Source organism: Aeromicrobium stalagmiti (assembly GCF_013283745.1).
GTDB lineage: Bacteria > Actinomycetota > Actinomycetes > Propionibacteriales > Nocardioidaceae > Aeromicrobium > Aeromicrobium stalagmiti.
The window spans coordinates 1-22,634 of the sequence record NZ_JABSTZ010000008.1 but is presented as its reverse complement, the minus strand read 5'-3'; the positions used below and the strand labels follow the sequence as shown (position 1 = coordinate 22,634).

Genomic DNA, 22,634 nt, shown 5'->3' with positions numbered 1-22,634 from the left:
GAGGCGATCAGTCCTCGTCCTCGGTTGCCGCCGACTTGAGCCCGGCGCGCAACACCAAGACGAAGCCGGTCATGGTCACTATGAAGAACCCTAGGATCGTGAGCACGTCTTGCGTTGTCGTCGAACCGTCTGACGCAGGTGTGATCTGAGGTTCGCCGGCTGCGGCCTCGGCGGTCGGGCCGACCCGGGGCTCGGCAGGAGGCGGCTCAGTGTTCGCCGGCGTCGGCGCAGGGGCGGCCCCCTCGACCACACTGAAGTTGATGGTCCCACTGATGGGGTGCTCATCGGCTGAGACGATCTCGTACGACATCCTGTATGCCCCCGCGGGCGCACTCTGGGTTATTGCCGTGGTCACGGTGTCACCTTCGACCGTCACTTTGTAGCTGTTAATCCGCGTGCCGTCAGAGGAGGTCACCTCGACGAACGACGGCATCTGAACGGGCTCGTTCATTGTCAGCGACACTTGCACCGGCATGACCTGGAGTGTCGCGTCGCCCGCGGGATTCGACGAGACGAGCTCGGCATGAGCGAACGCAGCGGACGGCGTCAGGGCGACAGCACCGATTGCGGCGATCGCGGCAATCTCGAGGAGCATGGGCAGTCGTTTCACGAATCTTCCTCCGCGCTTAGAACAGGGTCCGCCTACTACGCGACGTAGTAAATCAGACTGATCGCGAACCCCCGCGTGGCACTCCCGCCGCGGAGCGCTTTACCCTTTCGGCAGATCGGAGCGCTGGTCGTCGCGCGAGGTCACGGCGAGTAGAGGACGCTGGCCGGGGAGCGGTTTAGCGATCAGGACCGGTGGGGCAGTCGGGGCACAGCATCCGTCCGCGCATCCTTCGCCGGCGACTGTCTCCAGCAAGGGGTCAGGCGCGGGCTCGGCCCGCAGACCGCCGAGTCCTCGAACGCGCGACGCACGCGCGCCATTGCCGATCACGACGACCTCGGCCAGCTCGTGCACCAGGACCACACCGGCCAGGCCGAGAATGCCCCACAGCGCGAGCGGGAACAGCACGACGATGATGGCCAAGGCCAGCAGGATGTTGCTGGTCATGATGCGACGGCCACGGTGAGCGTGCTGGATCGCTGCGGGAATGAGGCGCAGGTCGTGTCCGGTGAATGCGATGTCGGCGGACTCGATGGCGGCTGCGGAGCCGCCGACACCCATGGCGATGCCGATGGTGGCACCGGCCAAGGCCGGGGCGTCGTTGACGCCGTCGCCGATCATGGCGGTCGGCGCCTTGCGCGACAGCTCTTCGACGATTCTGGCCTTGTCCTCGGGCATCTGGTCGGCGTGGACGGTAGAGATGCCGGCCTCGGCCGCCAGAGCGTGGGCGGTACGTGCGTTGTCGCCAGTCAGCATGACGACCTCGATGCCTGCATCACGCATGAGGGCGATCGCCTCGACGGCCTCCGGGCGGAGCTCGTCACGGATGCCGATGACGCCGATGGGCGCACCATCGCGCTCGACGACCACCAAACTCATGCCCGCTGATGCCATCTCCTCGGACCGAGCCGTCAATGGTCCAGGGTCTACCCAGCGTGGGCTACCGACCCGAATCGCTGCACCAGCGAGCGTCCCCCTGATGCCGCAACCCGGAATCTCCTCGACGTCAGATGACTCCGGGACGTCTGACGCTGATGCAACGACCGCCGCCGCGAGCGGATGGGTGCTGGCGCGTTCAAGGCTCGCCGCGATGCCGAGCAGCTCGCCACGCGACATGCTCTCGATGGCCTCGGCATCGACGACTTGCGGCGTGTTGCGAGTCAGGGTGCCGGTCTTGTCCATCGCGATCTGGCGGATCGTGCCGAATCGTTCGAAGGCCTCACCTGACTTGATGATGATGCCGAACTTGCTTGCGGAGCCGATGGCCGAGATGACCGTGACGGGAACGGCGATGGCCATTGCACACGGCGAGGCGGCGACCAGGACCACGAGGGCTCGTTCGATCCAGGTGCTGGAGTCCCCGAAGACAGATCCCAGCAGGGCGACTAGTGCTGCTGCAAACAGGACGATCGGGACCAGGGGCTTGGCAATGCGGTCCGCGAGGCGTGCACGCTCACCCTTGCGCTCGTGAGCCTCCTGGACGAGGCGGACGATCGTGGTCAGCGAGTTGTCGGTGCCGTCTGCGCTCGCCTCGATCTGGAGAGTCCCCGTGCTGTTGACAGACCCGGCCAGCACCCCATCACCTGGTCCTACTTCGACCGGGATGGATTCGCCGGTGATGGCCGAGGTGTCTAGGTTCGAACGCCCGCTGACCACGACGCCGTCGGTTGCGACCCGCTCGCCGCCGCCAACGATGAGGATGTCAAGCCTATTGACGTCTGCGGCCACGACCGTTCGGTCGCCGTCGAACGTGGAGATCCTGGCTGTCTGGGGCATGAGCGACAGGAGCGCGCTCAGTCCGTGCTTGGCTCTGTCCATCGCCCTGTCCTCGAGACCCTCGGCGATCGAGAAGAGGAATGCGAGCGCTGCGGCTTCGCCCACGTGGCCGAGAATCACAGCGCCTGTCGCAGCGATGGTCATCAGCAGTCCCACGCCGAGGAAGCGGTGCGAGAACAGGTTTCGAACCGCGGACGGCGCGAAGGTCCATCCACCTGCGGCCAGTGCCAGTGAGAACAGAGCAGTGCTGAGACTGTCTCCGCCCGACCACTGGGCGATGTAGCCGGCCGCCAGCAATAGCCCTGAACTCGCCGGGAAGGCTAGCGCCGGGTCTCGCCACCACGACACCATGGCGTCTGGCGCCTCTAGGTGACTCGTGGTGTCCATGTCGCCGACAGGCAGTTCTGGCCCGCAGCACTCGCGACTCATCGCGAGACCATTTTCGACTCGAGGTCGGCGGTCGACCCGCAGCACAATGCCACGTCGCACTCGTCATCGATGCAGGGCACGCCGTCATCGACGGCCAGCACCACGGTCACCAACTGCTCGAGCGCACGGGTCAGGTGTGGGTCTGCGATCTCGTAGCGGGTCTGGCGACCTTCCGGCACTGCCACGACGATGCCGCAACCCCGCAAGCAGGCCAGATGATTGCTGACATTCGTTCGAGTCAACTCCAGATTCTCCGCCAGGCGCGCCGGGTAGCCTGGATGCTCCAGCAAGCTCAGCAGGATTCGTGAACGTGTGTGGTCGGACATGGCCCGCCCGAGACGGTTCATCACGTCGACTCGATCAGCAATAGTCAGCATGCGCTGACCATACAGCATTGGCTGACCAGTATGATTCCGCCATGCTCTTGTCGCGCCTGGTGCCGTCGCTGCCGCGCAGCGACCGGGGTGCCCAGTGGGACCCCCGCTGGGTGTGGCTTGCTGCTGGGATCGCGGGGGTCGTTGTCTCGCTGGGCTTCGCGCCATTCGCGGTGCCGATCGCGACGTTACTCGGTATGTCGTTGCTGATCGTGGTGCTTCGACACGAGGTAACCAGTGGACGGGGTATTCGCTCAGCGCTTGTCGTTGCGCTCGCGTTCGGATTCGGCTTCACGGCGGTCCTCTTGTGGTGGATGCGCGTTGTCAGTCCAGGGGCGTACATAGCCCTCGCGATCGCTCAAGCAGTCCTCACGGCGGCGTCGGTCCTGGCGATTCGAGTCGTGATCGCACTGCCCGGATGGCCGGTGTGGTCGGCCGCCGTATGGACGATGAGCGAGTATCTCCGCGGGGCATTTCCGTTTGGGGGATTTCCCTGGGGGCGACTCGCTCACGCCACTCTTGGGTCGCCGGTCGAAGCGTGGGTGCGGGTCATCGGCATGGCGGCGACCAGCACTCTGGTGTTTCTGCTCGCGGCAGGCCTGGCCCATCTGGTCTCGAAACCGCGTGCAAGCGAGTTTGCCGCAGTGCTGTTGGGAGCGGGCGTGGCAATTGGCCTCGGCGTCGTCCTGCCAACTGGCGCGGCCAGTCCCGTCGGCTCGACCTCTGTCGCCGTCGTCCAGGGCGATGTTCCGGTACTTTTCGCTTCTTGGCCCAGTCGGGAGATCTTCGCCAAGCACGTCGCCGCGACCCGCGACCTCGTGGCCGCCGTCAACGCCGGCGACGTGCCTCAGCCGGATATGGTGCTGTGGCCAGAGAACAGTCTGGACTTCGATCCGCTGAACGACCCCTCCGCGGCAAGCCAGCTGACCGACCTCACGCGTTCCCTGAACGCTCCTATCCTGATCGGCGCAATTCTCGACGGCCCTGCCGCGGAGACCGCCACCAACACCGGCATCGTCTGGACCGAGAACGGGCCGGCCGACCGCTACACCAAACGGAAGCTGGTGCCCTTCGGCGAGTACGTCCCATTCCGCGACGTCCTCGAGGGTCTGGTGCCGCGGTTCGGTCGCGAGATTCCCCGCGACATGCTGCCCGGACCCGAGCAGGGCCCCATCCACATCGCCGGGGTGACCGTCGGTGACGCCATCTGCTGGGACGTCGCGCACGACGCCATCGTCGCCGACACTGTCCGCCGCGGTGCCCAAATGCTGGTCGTCCAGACGAGCAACGCCAGCTTCACCGGGACGTCGCAACCCGAACAGCAGTGGCAGATCTCACGGCTGCGCGCTATCGAAACGGGGCGAAGCGTCGTCGTCCCATCGACAAACGGCATATCAGGCATCATCGATGCTTCGGGCAATGTCGTCGAACGTGCACCGACGCGGGTGTCGACGTTCGTGTCGGCCAAGATCGAGCTAGCCGACGGGATCACGCCAGGCGTTCGGTGGGGAGCGAATCTGCAGCTCGGAATCATCCTCCTCGGAGGGGCGGGACTGCTACTGGCTGCACGGAAGACGTGGAGGGGCCGGATAACATGATCCTCACCATGACCAGGCCACATCGCTCCGAGCGCCACCCGTTGCGTGCCGTGCTCGGGTTGGCGCTAGCGATTGGACTGCTGGCCATGTGCCACGCAGCGTGGTCGTCATCGACTGACGGGCCCGCAGTCGGTGTCGACGCGGTCTCAGCCGAGGGCGTCGCTGCCTCCGCCGGAACAGCAGTCGTAGCGGTGCTCGACGAAGTCGTTGAGGGCGAGTCCGCCGGATGCTGCGCGCTGCTCGTGGCCTGTCTGATCGCAGTGGTAGGCATCGGCGCAATGCTCATGATCCGTGACCGTCGCCGCACGGGAGTTCTTTTCCAGATTCCTGCCGGGCTGCGACGCATCGATGGGATTGCTGTGCAACATGCCGTCGAGCTGTTCTCAAGGAAGCGCCCCGCTGTCCTGATCTGCTGACCTGCCTCGCACCGGTCGACCGGTCCGTCGCGTTTCAGCCATCGTTCCAAGGACAGCCATGCCCGACTCACCCTCCCGCTCACCTCGCCGCGCCTTCGCGCCCAATCGAAAGGCTCGAATCCTGACGGCGGGCACCTGTGTGGCAGCTCTGCTGACGCTTGCCGCGTGCGGCTCGCCCGAAGCAAAGCCTGGCACCGCTCAAGCCGATGCGGGCGCTGCGATCACTCGCATTGAGCCGGACCAAAGAAAGCCTGCTCCTGACCTGGCCGGAGATGACCTCGACGGCAACCCGATCTCGCTGGCAGCCATGAAAGGCAAAGTCGTCGTGGTCAACGTGTGGGGATCGTGGTGCCCGCCATGCCGCAAGGAACAACCAGTACTGAGCAAGGTGTCGACCAACCTGAGGCCGCAGGGCGTCGAGTTCCTCGGTATCGCGGTTCGAGAGAGTGCCGCAACATCCAAGGCGTACACCGACGCCAAGCAGGTCCCGTACCCGAGCATCAGCGATTCGGGGGGCAAACTGCTGCTTGGGTTCGCCTCTTCGTTGCCGGCCGTCGCCGTCCCCACGACCTACGTCATCGATAAACAAGGTCGGGTGGCGACGAGGTTGTTGGATGTGGCCACGGAGGCGACGCTGACCAGCCTCGTCACTGAGATCGTTCAGGAGCCCTGATGGGCGACTGGTTCGCGGTCAACGCCGCGGGCGGCTCCCTGCTGATTGCCGTTCCCATCGCGATCATTGCCGGGCTTGTGTCGTTCTTCTCACCCTGCCTGGTCCCGCTGCTGCCGGGCTACATGTCCTACGTCAGCGGTCTCTCAGGCGCTGACCTGCAGGCTGAGCGGCGGGGTCGCGTGCTGGCCGGGGCGACGCTGTTCGTGCTGGGTTTCAGTGCGGTGTTCATCTCGTACGGAGCCTTGTTCGGAGCCATCGGATTCAAGCTCATCGAGTACCAGACCCAGATCAACATCGTCCTCGGGCTGCTCACGATCGCCATGGGCTTCGTGTTCATGGGCTACATCCCGTTCGCCCAGCGAGACGTCCGCGTCCACGCCATCCCCAAGGTCGGCGTGGCCGCAGCGCCCCTGCTTGGAGTCATGTTCGGCGTCGGCTGGACACCGTGCCTCGGTCCGACCCTCGCCGCCGTGCTGACCCTAGCGACCAACAGCGCGGACGCCGCCCGAGGTTCCCTGCTGACCCTGTTCTACTGCCTCGGCCTGGGACTCCCATTTATCGCCGTGGCCGTTGGGTACCGGCGCATGCTCGGCACACTCGGCTGGGTACGTCGCAACCACCTCTTCGTGTCCCGCTTCGGCGGCATCCTCATGATCATCGTCGGTGTCCTCCTGCTGACGGGCCTGTGGCAGCAGATGATCACCGAGCTCCAGCGCTACGCACTGAACTATGTGGCGCCGATCTGATCCGGGCGGGCCCACAGGGGACGCGTCACCCCCAAAGCCCGCACCCCTTGGTCGCCGCGCATTTGTCCGCTGGATCTGGCGTCAACTGACCTCCATGCGAACCGCGCTCATGCTGCTGCTGGCACTGGCGCTCGCCGCCATCCCCGGTTCCCTCCTCCCCCAACGAGGCGTCGACGCCCGAGCCGTCGAGACCTACCAGCTCCAGCACCCGAAGAGCGCGCCCGTCCTGGACAAGCTGGGATTCTTCGAGGCCTACAGCTCCCCATGGTTCAGCGCGATCTACCTGCTGTTGATGGTGTCGCTGGTCGGCTGCATCCTTCCACGCACCACAATCTACGTCCGCGCTCTGCGGTCACGGCCACCCAAGGTCCCGGCCCGGATGAGCCGCTTGCCGGCGTACGAAACCTTCGACACCACTGTCCCCGTCAGTGAGGTGATGACCGCCGCACGTCAGGCAGTCCCACGGGCACGGATCGACATTGTCCAGGACGACGCGCTGGGCGAGCTCAGCGCGGAGACGGGATACCTCCGCGAGGCCGGCAACTTGGCCTTTCACGTCAGCGTCGTGGTCGTCATGATCGGCGTGGCCGGCGGCGCCCTGCTCGGATCTCGTGGGGCAGCCATCGTCACCGAGGGTGACACCTTCTCCAACACCTTGACGCAGTTCGACGAGTTCGACTCCGGATCGCTGTTCACCACCGACGACCTCGTCCCCTTCTCACTGACCCTGGACGACTTCACCGCCTCCTTCCAGCTGGACGGTCCACAAAGAGGCGCGCCTCGCATGTTCCGCGCCAAGGGGACCTATGCCAACTCGACCGACACCGCCGAGAAGCCCTTTGACATCACGGTGAACAACCCCCTGTCGATCGGCGACACGTCTGTGTTCCTCGTCGGGCATGGATACGCTCCCGTCATTCGCGTCACAGCACCTAACGGCGACGTGCTGTTTGACGAAGCTGTCCCATTCCTGCCGGTCGATGCGACCTACACGTCCAATGGTGTCGTCAAAGTGAGCACCGCCACCCCCGAACAGCTCGGCTTCCAAGGCTTCTTCCTCCCGACTGCCGTCACCGTGGGTTCGAAAGACGTGTCAGTGTCTGCGTTCCCCGCCGCGGCCAACCCTGTCATCGGGCTGCAGGTCTGGCGGGGAGATCTCGGACTGGACGACGGCACGCCGCAGTCGGTCTACACCTTCGACAAGACCAACATGCGCCAATACATGTCCGGCGACAAACCTTTGCGGATCACCCTCGCTCCTGGGACCCAGGCAACGCTGCCAGATGGCGGAACGATCGAGTTCGTTGCGCTGAAGCAGTTCGCCAGGTTCCAGATCGGCTCCGCCCCTTACGTTCAACTTCCACTCATCGGCATATCCATCGGGCTCGTCGGCCTGATGCTGTCGCTGTCGATCAAACCGCGACGCATCTGGGTCCGGGCGCGCCTGGCTGGCAACCGCACGACCGTCGAGATCGGTCTCCTTGACCGAGTCTCGCGTGGCGATCTTCCTGCCGACCTGGACGACTTCACCGGCCGTCTGCGCACGCGGCTGGCTCCTCTTTCGCCGACCCCAGACTCCAACCCCCTCAACAAGGAGAACCCATGAAACTGCGCACTCTCATAGCCGCGGCGGTGACCACCCTGGCGATCGCCGTCACCCCATCCGCGGCATCAGCGCACGCTGCTCTCGCCGACTCGAATCCGAAAGATGGCGCGACCCTCACCGCATTGCCGGACCAGGTCACCATCTCACTCAACGAACCAGTTCGAGATCCTGCCCAGATCGCCGTCCTCGACGAGAGCGGCACTCGCGTCAATAGCAAGACGGTCACCGTCGCCGACAAGACAGCCAGCAGCCAGATCCTCGATCAGCCCGCGCCCGGGAAGTACACGATGTCCTACCGCGTCGTGTCGGCCGACGGCCACTCCGTCACGGGGACTATCAATTTCGCGATTGAGGCGCCGACCCCACCGACCCCTACAGCGGCTGCGCCGCCGGCCACTTCGACTTCGCCTGACGACGTGCTCCCGGATACCGCCCCATCGCCGACGCCGTCTGATGAGGACCTCGACACAACCTCGGCCGACAACGGTGACGACTCGCGCACGCTAGAAATCGTCATAGCTGTCGGAGTCTTGGCCATCCTCGTGATCGCAGGAGCAACCCTATTCATCCGCGGCGGACGCAACACCTCGGACCCGTCAGACCAGGACTAGCCCTCCTTCATCCCCAGACCCATGACCGAAAGCAGAGGACACACCATGATGCGCACCACCTTCCAAACGAAGATCACCGTGTTGGCGACGGTCGTCTCGGCAGCGATTATTGCTGCTGTCGTTATCACCCAGAAGAACAACGAGCCCGAACCTGTCGCAGCCGATGAACGGACCGCGATCACGGTCAGGGAGGACAGCCATCGCCTGGACACCGTAGAAGACGGCAAGGTCACGCTGGTCGAGTTCCTCGACTTCGAGTGCGAGGCGTGCGGAGCTGCCTACCCGGTGATCGAGGATTTGCGTGAGCAATACGAGGGTCGTGTGACGTTCGTGATCCGCTACTTCCCGATCCCAAGTCACACCAATGCCAAGAACGCCGCGTACGCCGTTGAATCCGCAGCACGCCAGGGCAAGCTCGAGGACATGTACCGGCGCATGTACGACACGCAGGCCGAATGGGGCGAGAGCCAGGACTCCAAAGCTGATCTGTTCCGCACGTACGCCGAAGAGCTCGGACTCGACATGGCACAGTTTGACGCTGACGTGTCCAGCCCTGACGTGGCGGCGCGAGTCCAAAAGGACATCGACGACGGTACGAAGCTTGGTGTCTCGGGAACGCCGTCGTTCTTTCTCAACGGTGAACCTCTGGTTCCTGAGACTGTCCAGGACTTCACCAGGGCAATTGACGACGCTCTAGCTTCATAGGCACACCCTCCATGTTCATCGACGATGACAGCACCCCGCCTGATTTGGCGCCCGGAGGGCCGGTACATGCATCCACCGATGGCGTGGCTTGCTCTGGGCGCGGTGACGTTCCTGGAACAGCACGAGCGATCAGCGTTACCGCTGACCGCTGGCGCGCGCCCACGACCGAATGGTTGTGGAAGAGCGATGACGACAGCAGAGCCTGGGACGTAGTGCGATGACCGACATCGGACGACACCGCGCACCATCCCGCCGGCGGCGACTTCAGGTGATGGCCGTTCTCACATCAACCCTCATCGCGTCGGCCGTGATGGTCGCCGCCGGAGCCGCGTACGTGCTCGGGGCTGACCCGGCCGAACAAGACCGAGACGGGGCGACTGCAGTTCCCCCAGCATCGTCTGCTCCCGCGACTGCCTCGCCGTCGCCCCTTCCTACCGTTCAACCAGCGACGAAATCACCGTCGAAGGACCCGAGCAGCGTCCCCGAGGAGGGCGCCGGAACCTTCAAGGACGCAGGCGATGGGGGAAAGCGTGCCGGAGACAGCGGCACGCTGGTGCAGTACCGGGTCGAGGTCGAGAACGGTCTCGGACTGCAGGTCGGGCGCTTTACCCGAGCAGTCGAGAGCACCCTAGGTGACCGGCGGGGCTGGACTGCCGACGGTCAGTACTCGTTTCTACGCACCGCGGATGCACCTTTGCGGGTCGTGCTGGCCAGCCCGGCGACGACCGATCGGCTGTGCGCCCCGTTGAACACGCGAGGCGAGGTCTCATGTCGCAATGGGAACAACGTCGTGATCAATGCGAAGCGGTGGGTTATGGGCGTTGAGTTTTACGACGACCTAGGTGCGTACCGCCGCTACGTCGTCAACCACGAGATCGGGCACGCACTAGGCCTTCAGCACCTGCGCTGCCCTGCCCCTGGAGCCCCTGCACCCGTGATGCTCCAACAAACATTGGGATTGGACGGCTGCTCGGCCAACCCTTGGCCTGCTAGCTAGTCACGTATCGCTGCAAAACCGCATTGTGCCTCTGCAATGTTCAGAGCGTCCCGATCTCCGAAGCATGTTGGTTTGCGGCGTGGTTGCTGCTGTTAATCGCGAGATCGTCAGCGGCTGACACGACGACTCCGCCCAGGATGAACGCGACGATGACCGCTACCAACGCGTGTGTCGGAATGGACGGGATGAAGCGCCGCACGCCTGTGGTCGCAGCCGGCGCTCCGTGATACTCGTGCGTCAGCGCGTGGCCCTTTCCGCGCTGGAGCAGGACCCGGTTGACCGGATAGGCGGCGAAGAACGCCACCGTGAGGGCGATCATCATCCCCACCCAGAACAAGACGTTGACCAACCCAGCGTCCATGGCGCCTGGAATGACTGCCATCACCAGGTTGTCCACGGCTTCCATAGTCGCGATCGACAGCGTGTCGGCGGCCAGCACCACGCTTAGCGCAGCACCCACCCCCAGGCCAGCCTTCACCAACGGCAGCGACGAGAGGGAAAAGCCGAATACGAATGCGAGCGCTACCGAGATCACGATCGTGACGCCGTTGGACAGGCCGGCGGCGGTCCCGATCATGAGGCCCAGGATCTCGCCAATGGCACACCCGGTCAGGCAGTGCAGCGTCGCGCTGGCTGCCATCGAGTTCAGCCCATCATTTTGTCCGCCGTGACCCGCGCCACCGTGACCGGCGCGCAGATTGTCGTGCTCGAGACTGTCGTGCTGATCCATCTTGTCCTCCTGGACTATCTACCTCAGAACTATACCCCTGGGGGGTATAGTTCTGAGGTAGACGCGCACGGCGTCACGGTGATGGATAGGAGTTGGGTCCTGCCACCTGAAGCATAGGTCCGTAGAATGAGGCTGATGTCTAACCCAACGGCACGCTCAGAAGCGTCCGTCGGCCCTCGGTGGCTGATGGCGCTGCTGGCGCCTGCGCTGGTTCTGGGAATCGTGCTGATGCACAACCTTCTGCTCGAGCCTGTCTCCGGTGGCGAGCACGAGGCACACGCCCAGATGGCCGCTTCGACGACGATGCCAGCGCATCATGCTGACTCGGCGCAGGCGACCGTGGCGGCCAGTTCGGACGGTGGCGATCCGATGGGTGAGGGCGCCGAAGGCGGGATGGCTGACTGCAGCGGCCTGATGGCGATGTGCCTGGCGCTGCTGGTTTCCTTCGTCGCGCTCATCGGGTGGCCTCGCGGGGTGTTCCGATGGGTGCTGTGGCAGCGTCCGCCGCCGACATCGGTGCGGCTGGGAACGCTGCGTAATGCGTTCGAAGCCATGACGGCACGACAACGCACGACCGTCATCCGCTGCTGACAGGCAGTCCCGACGCAACCCCTTTGCGGGGTTCGCGTCGCTCAAGCTACCCCTGTCAAGCAGACCCAAGGAGAACAGATCGTGCGTACCCGAATGAAGGTGGCGACCCTCGTCGCCGTAGCGGCAGCAGCCCTGACCGCTTGCTCCAACAATGACGACTCGTCGGCCAGTGCCGACTTCAACAAGGCGGACGTCTCGTTCGCCCAGGACATGATCCCGCACCACCGCCAGGCCACCGAGATGGCATCCCTTGCCAAGACCCGCACCGACACCGCTGCAGTTCTGGAACTCGCCGCGGACATCGAGGCCGCCCAGGGCCCGGAGATCGACACGATGACCGGTTGGTTGAAGACGTGGGGCAAGGACGTCCCTGCCGAAGGCGACGACATGGGAGGGATGGACCACTCGAGCATGGGCGGCGACTCCAGCACGATGCCCGGGATGATGACCGACGACCAGCTCGCCGAGCTCGAAGCGTCTTCCGGCGTGACGTTCGACAAGATGTTCTTGACCATGATGGTGGCGCATCACGAGGGTGCCATCCAGATGGCCAAGGCCGAGCAGAGCGATGGCAAGAACGTCGACGCAAAGGCGCTCGCGGGCACGATCCGCACGGATCAGACCGCCGAGATCTCCACGATGCGGGGACTGCTCGGTTCCTAGGAGCCGAACGCCGGCCTACGCCGACCCCTGACAACAGGGGTCGGCGTAGGCCAGACGGTCGACGACATGACTCACACACACCTTCCCGCTCGGGTCGGCGCAACAGCGCTGACTCTGATGCTTTCCTTGCTGGCTGCCTGTTCACAGCCAGCTAAAGACGTTCCGACCGCTCTGGCATACGGGCACGTCCACGGCCTCGGTCCCAACCCGGCCACCGGCAACCTCTGGATCGCAACCCACGACGGCCTGTTCACCCTCGACGAGGGCAAGACTGAACGGGTCGAGCAAGCACCACATGACCTGATGGGCTTCACGGTGACTGGCCCCGACCAGTTCGCAGCCAGCGGCCATCCCGCAACCGCTGGGGCGACCAACCCGATGGGACTGGTCACCAGCAGTGACGCCGGACGAACCCTCGACCCGATCAGCCTGGCCGGACAGGCCGACCTGCACGCCATCGACAGCACTGGCACCAGGGTCGTGGCCTACGACTCGGTCACCCAGACCGTTGTTGAGTCCACCGACACCGGGCGCACTTTCAACACCCTGGCGAAGCTGCCGGCCATCGACGTGGCGATCGGCCCAGACGCCAGCGTCCTGGTCACCGGCTCCAACTACACGTTGCAGGAGATCATCGGCGCGCAAACCGAACGCGTGGCCGGCGCACCCCCTCTGGCGTTCATCGACGGCGCCACCACCCTGGCCGGCATCTCACCAACCGGGCTAGTGTGGGTATCTGCGGACGGTCAGTCCTGGGAGGGACGCGGCGAGCTGCCCGGACAACCGCAAGCACTGACGGCCACCGACGGCGGCTGGTTCGCCGCCACCACCACCGGCATCTACGGGAGCACTGACGACGGGGCCACGTGGAAGGCCTTGCTGTGAAGGACGCAAGACGGCATCGAGCAACCGAGGGCGTCCTGACGATGCGGCGTCTGTCGGTTACCGTCGCTGCTGTCGCGGCCGCAACAGTGCTGGTGGCTGCCGGGGTCGCCGGCCGCAACCCGCCACCACCACCGCCCGACATCGATGCAGCCGTCGCGCCCACCCTCACCACCCCCTCACCTGTCGCCACGACACCAGCACCTGTGCTCACCCGGCCATCGCCGGTCCCCGACCCGACGTCAGTCCCCCGCACCGGGATGGGAAGCTTCACCACGGTCAAAAGCACCGGCGAGCGCCGCGGCGGCACCGGCACCGTCGTGTCGTACCGGGTCCAGGTCGAAGATGGGCTCGGGCTAAAAGTGAGCCGGTTCACCCGTACCGTCGACGCCACTCTGGGTGACCGTCGCGGCTGGACCGGCACCGGCGCACGATCGTTCCGCCGCACCCCCGACGCGGCGCTACGGGTGGTGCTGGCCAGTCCGGCAACCACCGACCGCCTGTGTGCACCGTTGCGCACCCGTGGTGAGGTTTCGTGCCGTAACGGCAATGACGTGGTCATCAACGCCAAACGCTGGGTCCAAGGCGTTGACTCCTACGACAGCCTGGACAAGTACCGCCAGTACGTCATCAACCACGAAGTCGGACACGCCCTCGGGTTCAACCACCAGGCGTGCCCCGCACCCGGTGCTAAAGCGCCGGTCATGCTTCAGCAGACCCTTGGCCTCGACGGATGCACGGCGAACCCATGGCCATGACCCACACGCACGGAGAGGCGCACCCGAGACCACAGGACATCGGCCGTCCACCCACGCCAGATCAGCTCGCTTTGCTGATGACGTTGTCGTCCTGCGGCCACCTCATCTGCTGGATGGTCCCGCGTGGTGCCTGACCCGCCTGTGCGAAGCGATGTCACCGGCTGTGTGGCCGCCGACACCTTCGCCACTGGCTCGGACGCGTTCGCCAGCATTGCGATGGACGTAGATCTAAGGAGTCGCTATCATCGGCGGATGGCAATGACAACGGGCAATTCCGAACTGGCGCAGCAGCGCGGCGCTGCGCTCTTCCATAGTCTCGCGGATCGCAATCGGCTAGCGATTGTTCGCGCTCTCGTGGACGGCGAGCAGCGCGTGGTGGAACTCACGAAGACGCTGGGGCTCGCCCAGGGCACGGTGTCGGGCCACCTGGCCTGCCTGCGCGAATGCGGTCTCATCGTGGGCCGCCCCGAAGGTAGGCAGATGTTCTACTCGATCGCCCACCCTGAGCTGATGGACCTGCTGGGAGCGGCCGAGCAACTGCTTGCTCTGACCGGAGACGCTGTGGAGCTTTGCCCCAACTACGGCTCGGCTGCCAAGGCCTTGGCTGAAAGCGAGGAGGAGGCATCATGACGGACGCTTGCGGCTGCGGCAGTGACGAAAAGCGCAACGAGAACGGCGAAGTAGAAGAGCACGAGCCTGAGCAACTGTGGGAGATCAAAGAGTTGAGATTCGCCGCAATGGGCGGCCTGTTCCTTCTCGCGGGCTTCGTAGCCGGCCTCGCTGACATGTCCAGCGCGGTGGTCACCGCACTGAACGCCACTGCTTTGGCGTTCGGCGCTTGGACGTTCGTGCCAAACACTCTTCGGCGACTAGCAAAAGCGAAGATCGGCGTTGGCACCCTGATGACGATCGCGGCCGTCGGGGCGGTCATTCTCGGCGAAGTGGCCGAGGCAGCCACGTTGGCGTTCCTGTACTCCATCAGCGAGGGCCTGGAGGAATACGCGGTAGCCCGCACCCGGCGTGGTCTGCGCGCTTTGCTGTCGCTCGTTCCGCCTGAGGCAACAGTTCTGCGCCATGGCAGCCAGGTCACTGTCGCCCCCGCCGATCTCGCTCTCGGTGATGTGCTTCTCGTTCGTCCGGGTGAACGGGTCGCTACCGATGGCGTGGTTCGCAGCGGCCGCACCACATTTGATGTCTCTGCACTGACGGGTGAGTCCGTCCCGGTCGAAGCTGGTGTGGGAGATGCTGTCTATGCCGGCTCGATCAACGGGTCGGGCATCCTCGAGATCGACGTCACCACCACGGCTGAGGACAACTCGCTGGCCCGCATCGTCAACATCGTCGAAGCCGAACAATCTCGCAAGGGCGACGCTCAGCGGCTCGCCGACCGCATCGCCAAACCGCTGGTGCCCGGAATCATGGTGCTGGCCGCTTTCATCGCAATAGCAGGCAGCGTATTCGGCGATCCCGCGACGTGGATCGAACGCGCGCTGGTGGTCCTGGTCGCCGCGTCCCCGTGCGCACTGGCCATCTCCGTGCCGGTCACGGTGGTCGCCGCCATCGGATCCGCCAGCCGCAACGGCGTCTTGGTGAAGGGCGGTGCCGCCCTCGAGGGCTTGGGGCGAATCCGTGCAATCGCCTTGGACAAGACAGGCACTCTGACCCGCAACGAGCCGACCGTCGTCGAGGTCGCGACCGCGTCTGGTCACACACGAGAGCATGTCCTCGATGTCGCCGCGGCCTTGGAATCTCGCAGCGAACACCCGTTGGCCCGCGCTATCCTCGCGGCCGTCCCCGAACACAGCAACGCTGAAGACGTCGAGGCGGTCATCGGTGCCGGTCTCACGGGAATCGTCGACGGCTGCCAAGCCCGGCTCGGTCGCCCGGGCTGGATCCCGGCTGGAGGTCTTGCAGACCCAGTGACGCGCATGCAGGAGGCCGGCGCCACTGCTGTGCTCATCGAGCGTGCCGGGGTTGTTATTGGCGCCATTGCCGTCCGCGACGAACTGCGCCCCGAAGCCGCGGAGGTGGTTGCTCAGCTTCGCGCCGACGGCTATCGGGTCGCCATGCTCACCGGCGACAACGAGCGAACCGCTAACGCGCTAGCCGCCGACGCTGGCATCAGCGACGTGCACGCCGAACTCCGACCCGAGGACAAGTCAGCCATCATCCGCAAACTCCGCGAGCAGTGGCCTACAGCCATGGTGGGCGACGGCGTAAACGATGCGCCAGCCTTGGCGACGGCCGACGTCGGTATCGCAATGGGTGCCATGGGCAGCGACGTGGCCGTCGAGACTGCCGACGTCGCGCTCATGGGCGAAGACCTGCGCAACCTTCCCCAGAGCCTGGCGCACGCCCGCCGAGCAAGGGCAATCATGCTACAGAACGTCGGGCTGTCACTTGGTCTGATCACCATCCTGATCCCGTTGGCCGGGTTCGGAATCCTTGGGCTCGCAGCAGTAGTCCTGGTCCATGAGCTCGCCGAGATCGTCGTCATCGGCAACGGAGTACGGGCTGGCCGTGTCTCGGCGCCAACAGGCCCGAGTGCACCGACACCCGCCCGCGAGGCACCCAGCTACGCAGACGTCTCGCCATGACATCGGCATCTTCCCCAGTGCCCTCGACAGCAGGGCGGCGCCAGTTGTTGATCACCGTGGCCGCGGTCCTCACTGCTCTGTGCGTGATCGCGAAAGTCACGGCAGATCGTCAGCTGGCTGACAGGACCGTGAACCTTGGACCGCTGGACCTACAGCTGGGCTTCAACTTCGGTGTCGCCTTCGGTCTGGGAGATCAGATGCCGAAGGCGGCGATCGTCGTGGTGACAGCCGCCATCACGCTCGGCGTGCTCACGGTCGCATGGCACCGCGCCCAGGAACTGCCTCTTGTGGCGCTAGTGGGGTTTGCAGCCGTTGTTGCGGGGGCGCTGTCGAACGTCGTCGACCGAGCCCCCGATGGCCGCGTCACTGACTACTTCCACACGGGCTGGTATCCCACGTTCAATCTTCCCGACGTCCTGATTACGGTCGACGCCGGGTTGATAGTGCTGGGCGTGATCCGCGAAGACCGGAACGCGGAGACCAGCGGACGCAGCTCCAAAACGTGATCACCGTCGTCAATGCGGTCGGCCTGTTCGTAGCTACCAATCTCGACGACATCGTCGTGCTGACGGTGCTGTTCGGCGCGTCCGCTCGAGGCGGTGCCCGCGGATGGTCGATCGTCGCAGGCCAGTACCTCGGGTTCATTGTCCTGGTCATCTTGAGCGCCGTCGCCGCCTTGGGCTTGACGATCGTCTCCGACAGTTGGGTCGGTTTACTGGGCCTCGTTCCGATGGCGATCGGAGTCCTGGCGCTCGTCCGCACCATTCGCAACACCTCCGAGGGGGGAGAAGACCAAACGGTGCTCAATGCAGGAGGCATCCTTGGTGTTGCAGGGATCACCTTCGCCAACGGCGGCGACAACATCGCCATCTACACGCCGGTCTTTCGGACGATGTCGATGCTGCAGGCAACGACGACCATCGTTGTCTTCCTGATCATGGTGGCGCTCTGGTGTGGCATCAGTCGTCTGGTGGGGACCCGCGACACCGTGGTGGACGGATTGGAGAAGATCGAGGGCTGGCTTGTTCCAGCAGTCTTCATCGGCCTCGGCCTGTACATCTTGATCAGTGCCGGCACCCTTGAACATGTCATGGGATGAGCTTTCGGACGGCGCATTTAGAGACGCTTCGCCAGAGGTTGTGGCCAGTCCTCTCCGGAGCTCTGACGTCGCTGGGGTTTGCTCCGGCTTCTGTGCCGGTGGCAACCCTCGCCGGCATGACGATGCTGATCGCGCTCCTGCGGGCGCAGGCACGCGAAGGAGGCAGGCTTCGCGCCTCTATGGCTGCGGGCCTGCTGTACGGACTCGGATTAGCCGTGCCGTTGCTGTGGTGGATGCGCGTCGTCAGTCCCGGCGCGCTAATGGCGCTTGCCGTTGCGCAGGCCGCACTGATAGCCGTGTCGATCGCCGCAGTCCGACTCGTCATCGCGCTGCCTGGATGGCCGATCTGGGCCACCGGAGTGTGGATGACGACCGAGTACCTCCTCCAACGCCGGGACCGTGTGGACCTCAAGCGGTCCAACCTTGCGCTACACGAAGCGGAAATTGGTGCTGTTCGGAGAATACGTACCGTTCGCCAATCTTTGCGGGGACTCGTACCTCGATTCGGGCGGGACATCCCCCGCGACGAGCAACGCCAGCTTCACAGGCACCGCCCAACCCGAGCAGCAGTGGCAGATCTCCTGATTGCGTGCCATTGAGACTGGGCGTGCCGTCGTCGTTCCTTCAACCAATGGCATATCCGGTGTCATCGACGCGCACGGAGGGAGTGTTGCGCGGTTTCCATCCCAGGAGGCGAGATTTGCGTCGGCAGACATCGAACTAGCCGAAGGAGTCACTCCGGGGTCAGGAGGGGTTGGCCCCTGCAGACGTGAGGCATGCTAATCGGAACATGTGGCCTGCTCTGGGCTGTAAAGCGAGCGTGGAAGACAGGGAGGCGTCCTCGCGAGCCAAATTAGACCGTTCTCCCGAGCAGATTGTTCTACGGCGGCGAAAGCCGTTTCGCGCCGCCTGCAGATTAGGCTCTGATCCACCGGAACTGAGTTGCGGCGGACCCCAACTATTTGCCGCGGAAAGGCGCATCGGGTGACTTCTCACAGCGCTCACGGTCTCGAACCCGCCGACGAATACCTTCGGGAGCTCATCGTCAACGAGCTCGGCGTTGCCCGCTCGTTTGACCCGGAAATCGAAATGAACCGGCGGGTGAACTTCCTTGCCGATCAGCTCTTGGCTACCGGGGCCAAGGGACTGGTGCTTGGCATTAGTGGGGGCATCGATTCCACCACCGCAGGACGACTGTGTCAACTTGCGGTGGAACAAGTCCGCGATCTGGGTGAGCCATCGAGATTCATCGCGGTCCGTCTTCCTTACCGCATTCAGACCGATGAGGCTGACGCCGCGAGTGCTTTGAAATTCATCCAAGCCGACGAAGTGGTAACGGTGGACGTCCAACCGGGGACCGACGCGCTCCAAGCTTCGATGGTTGCGGCAGGCCTGCAACACCAGCATGGGGCAGCTGCCGACTTCGCGCTAGGAAACATCAAGGCCCGTCAAAGGATGGTGATTCAGTACGCGATTGCCGGCTCGGGCAATCTGCTCGTGGTTGGTACGGACCACGCAGCTGAGGCTGCCATGGGCTTCTTCACCAAGTACGGCGACGGGGCATTCGATCTGGTTCCACTCAGCGGTTTGACCAAGCGTCGGGTTCGTGCGGTCGGCTCGACTCTTGGGGTCCCCGCCGAGTTGGTCAATAAGGTCCCCACCGCTGATCTGGAATCTCTGAGAGCCGGTCTCCCGGATGAAGAGGTTTTCGGCATCACCTACGACGACATCGACGACTTTCTAGAAGGAGCTCCAGTGCCAGACAGCGTCTTTCAAGTTGTTGTGGCATGGCATCGCCGGACACGACACAAGCGGGCGCTGCCGGTAACGGTCCCGTGAACTTGGACCAAGCCGCGCAAGCCGATCCTCGGCAGGGCGTCCAATCTGCACTTCGCAATTCCTCGGGTCGATTGGCTCTGATCGACCGGAACTGCCATCAGGCAATCGAGCCGGCCCAGGCCGGTAGATCCTCACACAACCCCAGCCCTTCTTCACCCGGCCGTCACATGCTCCGATGCGTAGAATGAGGGAGATGTCGAACGCTCCAGCACGCCGAACAGCGACCACCAGCCACGGGTGGTTGTTGGCGCTTGCGCTGATTGTGGGCATCGTGCTGATGCACAGTCTCATGAGCGCCCCCGCTGCTAGCGGCGCGCATGACATGAGCGATTCCATGGCGTCCTCGGCGAAGCCTCACCCAGTAACAGGGATCAACGCGATTTCGATGGCACCGATTGAGGCGGCGGATGACCCGATGGGTCACGGCGGCGGCTCGATGCCTGACTGCGGCGGCCTGATGATCATGTGCCTGGCACTGCTGGTCTCCTCTGCAGCGTTAGCTGTGTGGCGTCGCGGGATTTCGGTGCGAATGCTGGGGCATCGGCCACGACTCACCCTTGCGCCCTTAGGCGCTGTGCGTGAAGCGATCGAGGTTATGACGCCTCGACAACGCACTACCGTCATTCGCTGCTGACAGGCGGCCTAGGCGCGAATTTGCGGGCCGCGCCTCCGAGACACCCCTGCCCTCGAGGCAGTAACCCTGCACGCCTCCGCGTGCTACGACGCTGCGACAGACACCGGTTAGACGGTCAGCCCAGCGTCGATCAACCGACTCGAAATTAGGAACCCCATGAACATGACAAACAATGTCCCCGACTGGCTCACACCCATCGCGTGGGGCTTCATCGCTCTCGCCGTGCTCAGCGCTGTACTTATCGCGGCGGACATCTACGGTCGCGGACGCCGCCACCGCACCATCGCCGCTGAACTTGTGTGGGTGTGCTCAGCGCTTTACCTAGGCCCAGTCGCGCTGTGGCTGTATGGCACGGCCGGCAGGGCGCGCACTCGCAACAATCTGTCCGCCCAGGACACGCCGGCTTCTTCAGCAACCGTCAGCTTGCCCGGGGGAGCCGCCAGCGCGGTCGCCCACCTCATTGGGGTCCCGCTGGTCCTGGCCTCCGGCCTGACCATCGCCGGCATCGACCTGTGGGTCATGCTGCTGGTCATCGGCGCCCTGGCCATGGTGCTGCTGTTCACGTTCGAACGGACCTCAGTTACAGGACTGAGTGCCGTCACCGCGGCGGGAGCCGCGGTGATGACCGTCCTCGCCTTCGACATCGGGATGGCCGGATGGATGCTTCTGCTCCACTTCACCGAGTACATGCCGCCCGCCTCTGAGGGGTCGTTCTGGTTCCTCATGCAGATCGGCATCGTCCTGGGGCTGGTCACCGGCTACCCCGTCGCCGCAGCGCTGGCACGTAGGAACAAGGTCACCGCCTCGGCGATCATTGTGGCGTGACGTCGGCCGGGCCCCCACCGCGGGTGTGGGCCCGGCCCGCACGCCCAAGGCACGAGAACCCAGGGGGACGTCACGGGCGTACAGATGCCGCCTGCCAGACCTCAGAGAAGATCGCGAGTTAGCCGAGTCGCGACGTACAACCCGCATCGGCGGCAGATGTATCTCGGTGGCACGCCGATGGCGTGCAGGGTTCGTCGAGGTTTTTCGCGGCCGCAGCAGTCGCAATGAAATGGGTCTTTCGGCTCATCTCCCTTGGACATCGCTCAGTGACTCACTGCTGATGCGATGACAGACTCGAGTTCGTCGGGGGACGGCAGGCCTGACATCCGTCCTTCGAGCCAATAGATACGGCATGCCACCGCAGGCGCTGCGCCGAGATTCGGGAACGCGTCCTTGTCGTTTACGAAGAATGACGGCGAACCCGTGAAGTGACGCCGGTCCGCTTCGACCTGACTGCTCACCGTCGTGATATCAAACTCAACATCGCTCAGCCCCGAATGGTCTAAAGCCCCTCGCAGTAGGTCGGCGGCGGCCGAACCATTGGGGCAGTCTGGCACCACCAGCAACTCGACATTCACAAGGCCGAGAATAGCCGCAATGGCCACTGATGAGTTGTCGTATCGTGACCGCGGTTGCATCGAGATGCATCCATACGCAACCGAATCCCATCGCGGTGCGGGTTCATGTGAGTCGTGCGGCGATCTCGATGCGGGTGCTGAGGTCTTCGAGCTCGTCGAGGATGTCGACTGCGCCCCTGATCTGGTTGCGTTTGCTCTGTGTCAGAGGGATGAGAATCTCGGCGTCGACGAGTCGTTGTATCCGAGGTGTACCCGCCTGAGGTGGGTGCGTCGATGAGCTTGGTTGCGCCATCGGCGGAGAAGACCTGGATAGTGGTGTGGTCTCGAGCTGAACCGCCCCGGTATTTCTGGAGGCCCTCCAGACACGCCGGGGCGGTTCAAGCAGCTGATGGGTGGCTCTGCGGCTGCGGACTGGTCCGAGGCGGGCGCGCCAGTCTTCGGGAGTCTCGCGTAGGCGTTGTGCGGTGGTGAGGGACTCAAGGGCGGCAATGCGGCTTGGGTTCGCGAAGGCCAGGACAATCGGTGCAGCTCTACCGTCGCGATACTCGCCGAACAGGTCGAAGTAGCGACGGGCCCGGGCCACGATGGCCGAAGCGATGGGTATGACGACTTTCGTTGTGGTGCTGCGCCTGCGGAGGATGGTGTTGATCAGTGCTCGTCCGATCCGGCCGTTTCCGTCGGTGAAGGGGTGGATGGATTCGAACTGCGCGTGGGCGCTCGCTGCCTGCGGTGATGCTGCAAGCTCCCATGAGCTGAAAGTGGCGTGACGTCAGATGCTCGTCGTGTCAGCCTCGGTCGATCCGGATCCGATGCGCTCGAGGAAGTCGGCGGCGAGGCTGATCCATTCGTCCGGAGTGGCGCCCGTTGCCCAGATCTCAAGATACTCGCGCGGCGTCAGGC

General features: G+C 64.4%; 26 protein-coding genes. 20 read left to right on the top strand and 6 right to left on the bottom strand.

The window, feature by feature from the left end; all coding sequences use genetic code 11:
* Positions 1–7: 7 nt before the first annotated feature.
* The 3 genes from HQK15_RS18095 to cmtR form a co-directional block, all read right to left on the bottom strand.
* Positions 8–595: a copper resistance CopC family protein gene (locus tag HQK15_RS18095; RefSeq protein ID WP_217361847.1), complete on the bottom strand. Its 588-nt coding sequence runs from the start codon at positions 593–595 to the stop codon at positions 8–10.
* Positions 596–709: 114 nt separating this feature from the next.
* Positions 710–2,734: a heavy metal translocating P-type ATPase gene (locus HQK15_RS18090; RefSeq protein ID WP_254451181.1), complete on the bottom strand. Its 2,025-nt coding sequence runs from the start codon at positions 2,732–2,734 to the stop codon at positions 710–712.
* Between the two features lie 74 nt (positions 2,735–2,808).
* On the bottom strand, positions 2,809–3,189 hold the full coding sequence (gene cmtR / locus HQK15_RS18085; RefSeq protein ID WP_173492910.1) for a Cd(II)/Pb(II)-sensing metalloregulatory transcriptional regulator CmtR: 381 nt from the start codon (positions 3,187–3,189) through the stop codon (positions 2,809–2,811).
* A 41-nt stretch (positions 3,190–3,230) separates the two neighbouring features.
* Between cmtR and lnt the strand changes: the two genes are divergently transcribed.
* The 8 genes from lnt (at position 3,231) to HQK15_RS19210 (ending at position 10,538) form a co-directional block, all read left to right on the top strand.
* Entirely contained in the window at positions 3,231–4,784 is a 1,554-nt protein-coding gene (gene lnt, locus HQK15_RS18080) for an apolipoprotein N-acyltransferase (protein ID WP_173492909.1), read from the top strand.
* Positions 4,781–5,200, top strand: a complete 420-nt coding sequence (locus HQK15_RS18075) for a hypothetical protein (protein WP_173492908.1) — start codon at positions 4,781–4,783, stop codon at positions 5,198–5,200. The genes lnt and HQK15_RS18075 overlap by 4 nt, the downstream gene beginning before the upstream one ends.
* A 58-nt stretch (positions 5,201–5,258) precedes the next feature.
* A complete protein-coding gene (locus HQK15_RS18070) occupies positions 5,259–5,873 on the top strand; it encodes a TlpA family protein disulfide reductase (protein WP_173492907.1) in 615 nt (204 codons plus the stop codon).
* Complete coding sequence (locus HQK15_RS18065; RefSeq protein ID WP_173492906.1) at positions 5,873–6,619, top strand: cytochrome c biogenesis CcdA family protein; 747 nt, start codon at positions 5,873–5,875, stop codon at positions 6,617–6,619. The genes HQK15_RS18070 and HQK15_RS18065 overlap by 1 nt, the downstream gene beginning before the upstream one ends.
* 94 nt (positions 6,620–6,713) lie before the next feature.
* Positions 6,714–8,225 (top strand): cytochrome c biogenesis protein ResB, encoded by a 1,512-nt coding sequence (gene resB / locus HQK15_RS18060; RefSeq protein WP_173492905.1) that lies wholly within the window; start codon positions 6,714–6,716, stop codon positions 8,223–8,225.
* Entirely contained in the window at positions 8,222–8,836 is a 615-nt protein-coding gene (locus HQK15_RS18055) for a copper resistance CopC family protein (protein ID WP_173492904.1), read from the top strand. The genes resB and HQK15_RS18055 overlap by 4 nt, the downstream gene beginning before the upstream one ends.
* 45 nt (positions 8,837–8,881) lie before the next feature.
* On the top strand, positions 8,882–9,541 hold the full coding sequence (locus HQK15_RS18050; RefSeq protein ID WP_173492903.1) for a DsbA family protein: 660 nt from the start codon (positions 8,882–8,884) through the stop codon (positions 9,539–9,541).
* Positions 9,542–9,758: 217 nt separating this feature from the next.
* On the top strand, positions 9,759–10,538 hold the full coding sequence (locus HQK15_RS19210; RefSeq protein ID WP_173492902.1) for a DUF3152 domain-containing protein: 780 nt from the start codon (positions 9,759–9,761) through the stop codon (positions 10,536–10,538).
* A 40-nt stretch (positions 10,539–10,578) separates the two neighbouring features.
* Here the strand turns inward: HQK15_RS19210 and HQK15_RS18040 are convergent, their stop codons facing one another.
* Positions 10,579–11,268, bottom strand: coding sequence for a DUF4396 domain-containing protein (locus HQK15_RS18040; RefSeq protein WP_254451180.1), 690 nt, complete (start codon positions 11,266–11,268; stop codon positions 10,579–10,581).
* A gap of 135 nt (positions 11,269–11,403) precedes the next feature.
* On the opposite strand from HQK15_RS18040, the gene HQK15_RS18035 reads away from it, so the two are divergent.
* From HQK15_RS18035 to HQK15_RS17980, 12 genes are all read left to right on the top strand, one after another.
* A complete protein-coding gene (locus HQK15_RS18035; protein WP_173492901.1) occupies positions 11,404–11,859 on the top strand; it encodes a hypothetical protein in 456 nt (151 codons plus the stop codon).
* Between the two features lie 93 nt (positions 11,860–11,952).
* On the top strand, positions 11,953–12,522 hold the full coding sequence (locus tag HQK15_RS18030) for a DUF305 domain-containing protein (protein WP_173492900.1): 570 nt from the start codon (positions 11,953–11,955) through the stop codon (positions 12,520–12,522).
* A 117-nt stretch (positions 12,523–12,639) separates the two neighbouring features.
* Positions 12,640–13,407 carry a beta propeller repeat protein gene (locus tag HQK15_RS18025; RefSeq protein WP_173492899.1) on the top strand — a complete coding sequence of 256 codons (768 nt, stop codon included), beginning with the start codon at positions 12,640–12,642 and terminating at the stop codon, positions 13,405–13,407.
* Complete coding sequence (locus HQK15_RS18020; RefSeq protein WP_367649247.1) at positions 13,389–14,162, top strand: DUF3152 domain-containing protein; 774 nt, start codon at positions 13,389–13,391, stop codon at positions 14,160–14,162. Before HQK15_RS18025 ends, HQK15_RS18020 begins: the two co-directional genes overlap by 19 nt.
* Positions 14,163–14,414: 252 nt before the next feature.
* Entirely contained in the window at positions 14,415–14,792 is a 378-nt protein-coding gene (locus HQK15_RS18015) for an ArsR/SmtB family transcription factor (RefSeq protein ID WP_173492898.1), read from the top strand.
* Positions 14,789–16,759, top strand: coding sequence for a heavy metal translocating P-type ATPase (locus HQK15_RS18010; protein ID WP_173492897.1), 1,971 nt, complete (start codon positions 14,789–14,791; stop codon positions 16,757–16,759). Before HQK15_RS18015 ends, HQK15_RS18010 begins: the two co-directional genes overlap by 4 nt.
* Positions 16,756–17,265 carry a signal peptidase II gene (locus HQK15_RS18005; RefSeq protein ID WP_173492896.1) on the top strand — a complete coding sequence of 170 codons (510 nt, stop codon included), beginning with the start codon at positions 16,756–16,758 and terminating at the stop codon, positions 17,263–17,265. The genes HQK15_RS18010 and HQK15_RS18005 overlap by 4 nt, the downstream gene beginning before the upstream one ends.
* The gene (locus tag HQK15_RS18000) at positions 17,262–17,858 is read left to right on the top strand and encodes a cadmium resistance transporter (RefSeq protein WP_173492895.1); all 597 of its coding nucleotides are present in this window, start codon (positions 17,262–17,264) and stop codon (positions 17,856–17,858) included. Before HQK15_RS18005 ends, HQK15_RS18000 begins: the two co-directional genes overlap by 4 nt.
* Positions 17,855–18,457: a hypothetical protein gene (locus tag HQK15_RS17995; RefSeq protein ID WP_254451179.1), complete on the top strand. Its 603-nt coding sequence runs from the start codon at positions 17,855–17,857 to the stop codon at positions 18,455–18,457. Before HQK15_RS18000 ends, HQK15_RS17995 begins: the two co-directional genes overlap by 4 nt.
* 385 nt (positions 18,458–18,842) lie before the next feature.
* Positions 18,843–19,697: an NAD(+) synthase gene (gene nadE, locus HQK15_RS17990; RefSeq protein WP_367649246.1), complete on the top strand. Its 855-nt coding sequence runs from the start codon at positions 18,843–18,845 to the stop codon at positions 19,695–19,697.
* Between the two features lie 193 nt (positions 19,698–19,890).
* Entirely contained in the window at positions 19,891–20,331 is a 441-nt protein-coding gene (locus HQK15_RS17985; RefSeq protein WP_173492893.1) for a hypothetical protein, read from the top strand.
* A gap of 156 nt (positions 20,332–20,487) precedes the next feature.
* Positions 20,488–21,156, top strand: a complete 669-nt coding sequence (locus tag HQK15_RS17980) for a DUF4396 domain-containing protein (RefSeq protein WP_173492892.1) — start codon at positions 20,488–20,490, stop codon at positions 21,154–21,156.
* A 263-nt stretch (positions 21,157–21,419) separates the two neighbouring features.
* Here the strand turns inward: HQK15_RS17980 and HQK15_RS17975 are convergent, their stop codons facing one another.
* Entirely contained in the window at positions 21,420–21,761 is a 342-nt protein-coding gene (locus HQK15_RS17975) for a hypothetical protein (protein WP_173492891.1), read from the bottom strand.
* A 76-nt stretch (positions 21,762–21,837) separates the two neighbouring features.
* Positions 21,838–22,428 (bottom strand): Fic family protein, encoded by a 591-nt coding sequence (locus tag HQK15_RS17970; RefSeq protein WP_437340259.1) that lies wholly within the window; start codon positions 22,426–22,428, stop codon positions 21,838–21,840.
* Positions 22,429–22,634: the final 206 nt, after the last annotated feature.

What these genes read in the sequence shown, in the direction of transcription:
- HQK15_RS18055 (WP_173492904.1), top strand. Translation starts at nt 8,222, where the DNA reads ATGAAACTGCGCACTCTCATAGCCGCGGCGGTGACCACCCTGGCGATC.
- HQK15_RS18030 (WP_173492900.1), top strand. Translation starts at nt 11,953, where the DNA reads ATGAAGGTGGCGACCCTCGTCGCCGTAGCGGCAGCAGCCCTGACCGCT.
- HQK15_RS18050 (WP_173492903.1), top strand. Translation starts at nt 8,882, where the DNA reads ATGATGCGCACCACCTTCCAAACGAAGATCACCGTGTTGGCGACGGTC.
- HQK15_RS18075 (WP_173492908.1), top strand. Translation starts at nt 4,781, where the DNA reads ATGATCCTCACCATGACCAGGCCACATCGCTCCGAGCGCCACCCGTTG.
- HQK15_RS17985 (WP_173492893.1), top strand. Translation starts at nt 19,891, where the DNA reads ATGTCGAACGCTCCAGCACGCCGAACAGCGACCACCAGCCACGGGTGG.
- HQK15_RS18010 (WP_173492897.1), top strand. Translation starts at nt 14,789, where the DNA reads ATGACGGACGCTTGCGGCTGCGGCAGTGACGAAAAGCGCAACGAGAAC.
- HQK15_RS17980 (WP_173492892.1), top strand. Translation starts at nt 20,488, where the DNA reads ATGAACATGACAAACAATGTCCCCGACTGGCTCACACCCATCGCGTGG.
- lnt (WP_173492909.1), top strand. Translation starts at nt 3,231, where the DNA reads ATGCTCTTGTCGCGCCTGGTGCCGTCGCTGCCGCGCAGCGACCGGGGT.
- HQK15_RS18090 (WP_254451181.1), bottom strand. Translation starts at nt 2,734, where the DNA reads ATGGTGTCGTGGTGGCGAGACCCGGCGCTAGCCTTCCCGGCGAGTTCA.
- HQK15_RS18025 (WP_173492899.1), top strand. Translation starts at nt 12,640, where the DNA reads ATGCTTTCCTTGCTGGCTGCCTGTTCACAGCCAGCTAAAGACGTTCCG.
- HQK15_RS18035 (WP_173492901.1), top strand. Translation starts at nt 11,404, where the DNA reads ATGTCTAACCCAACGGCACGCTCAGAAGCGTCCGTCGGCCCTCGGTGG.
- HQK15_RS19210 (WP_173492902.1), top strand. Translation starts at nt 9,759, where the DNA reads ATGACCGACATCGGACGACACCGCGCACCATCCCGCCGGCGGCGACTT.
- HQK15_RS18005 (WP_173492896.1), top strand. Translation starts at nt 16,756, where the DNA reads ATGACATCGGCATCTTCCCCAGTGCCCTCGACAGCAGGGCGGCGCCAG.
- HQK15_RS18015 (WP_173492898.1), top strand. Translation starts at nt 14,415, where the DNA reads ATGGCAATGACAACGGGCAATTCCGAACTGGCGCAGCAGCGCGGCGCT.
- HQK15_RS18095 (WP_217361847.1), bottom strand. Translation starts at nt 595, where the DNA reads ATGCTCCTCGAGATTGCCGCGATCGCCGCAATCGGTGCTGTCGCCCTG.
- cmtR (WP_173492910.1), bottom strand. Translation starts at nt 3,189, where the DNA reads ATGCTGACTATTGCTGATCGAGTCGACGTGATGAACCGTCTCGGGCGG.
- HQK15_RS18065 (WP_173492906.1), top strand. Translation starts at nt 5,873, where the DNA reads ATGGGCGACTGGTTCGCGGTCAACGCCGCGGGCGGCTCCCTGCTGATT.
- HQK15_RS17995 (WP_254451179.1), top strand. Translation starts at nt 17,855, where the DNA reads ATGAGCTTTCGGACGGCGCATTTAGAGACGCTTCGCCAGAGGTTGTGG.
- resB (WP_173492905.1), top strand. Translation starts at nt 6,714, where the DNA reads ATGCGAACCGCGCTCATGCTGCTGCTGGCACTGGCGCTCGCCGCCATC.
- HQK15_RS18040 (WP_254451180.1), bottom strand. Translation starts at nt 11,268, where the DNA reads ATGGATCAGCACGACAGTCTCGAGCACGACAATCTGCGCGCCGGTCAC.
- HQK15_RS18070 (WP_173492907.1), top strand. Translation starts at nt 5,259, where the DNA reads ATGCCCGACTCACCCTCCCGCTCACCTCGCCGCGCCTTCGCGCCCAAT.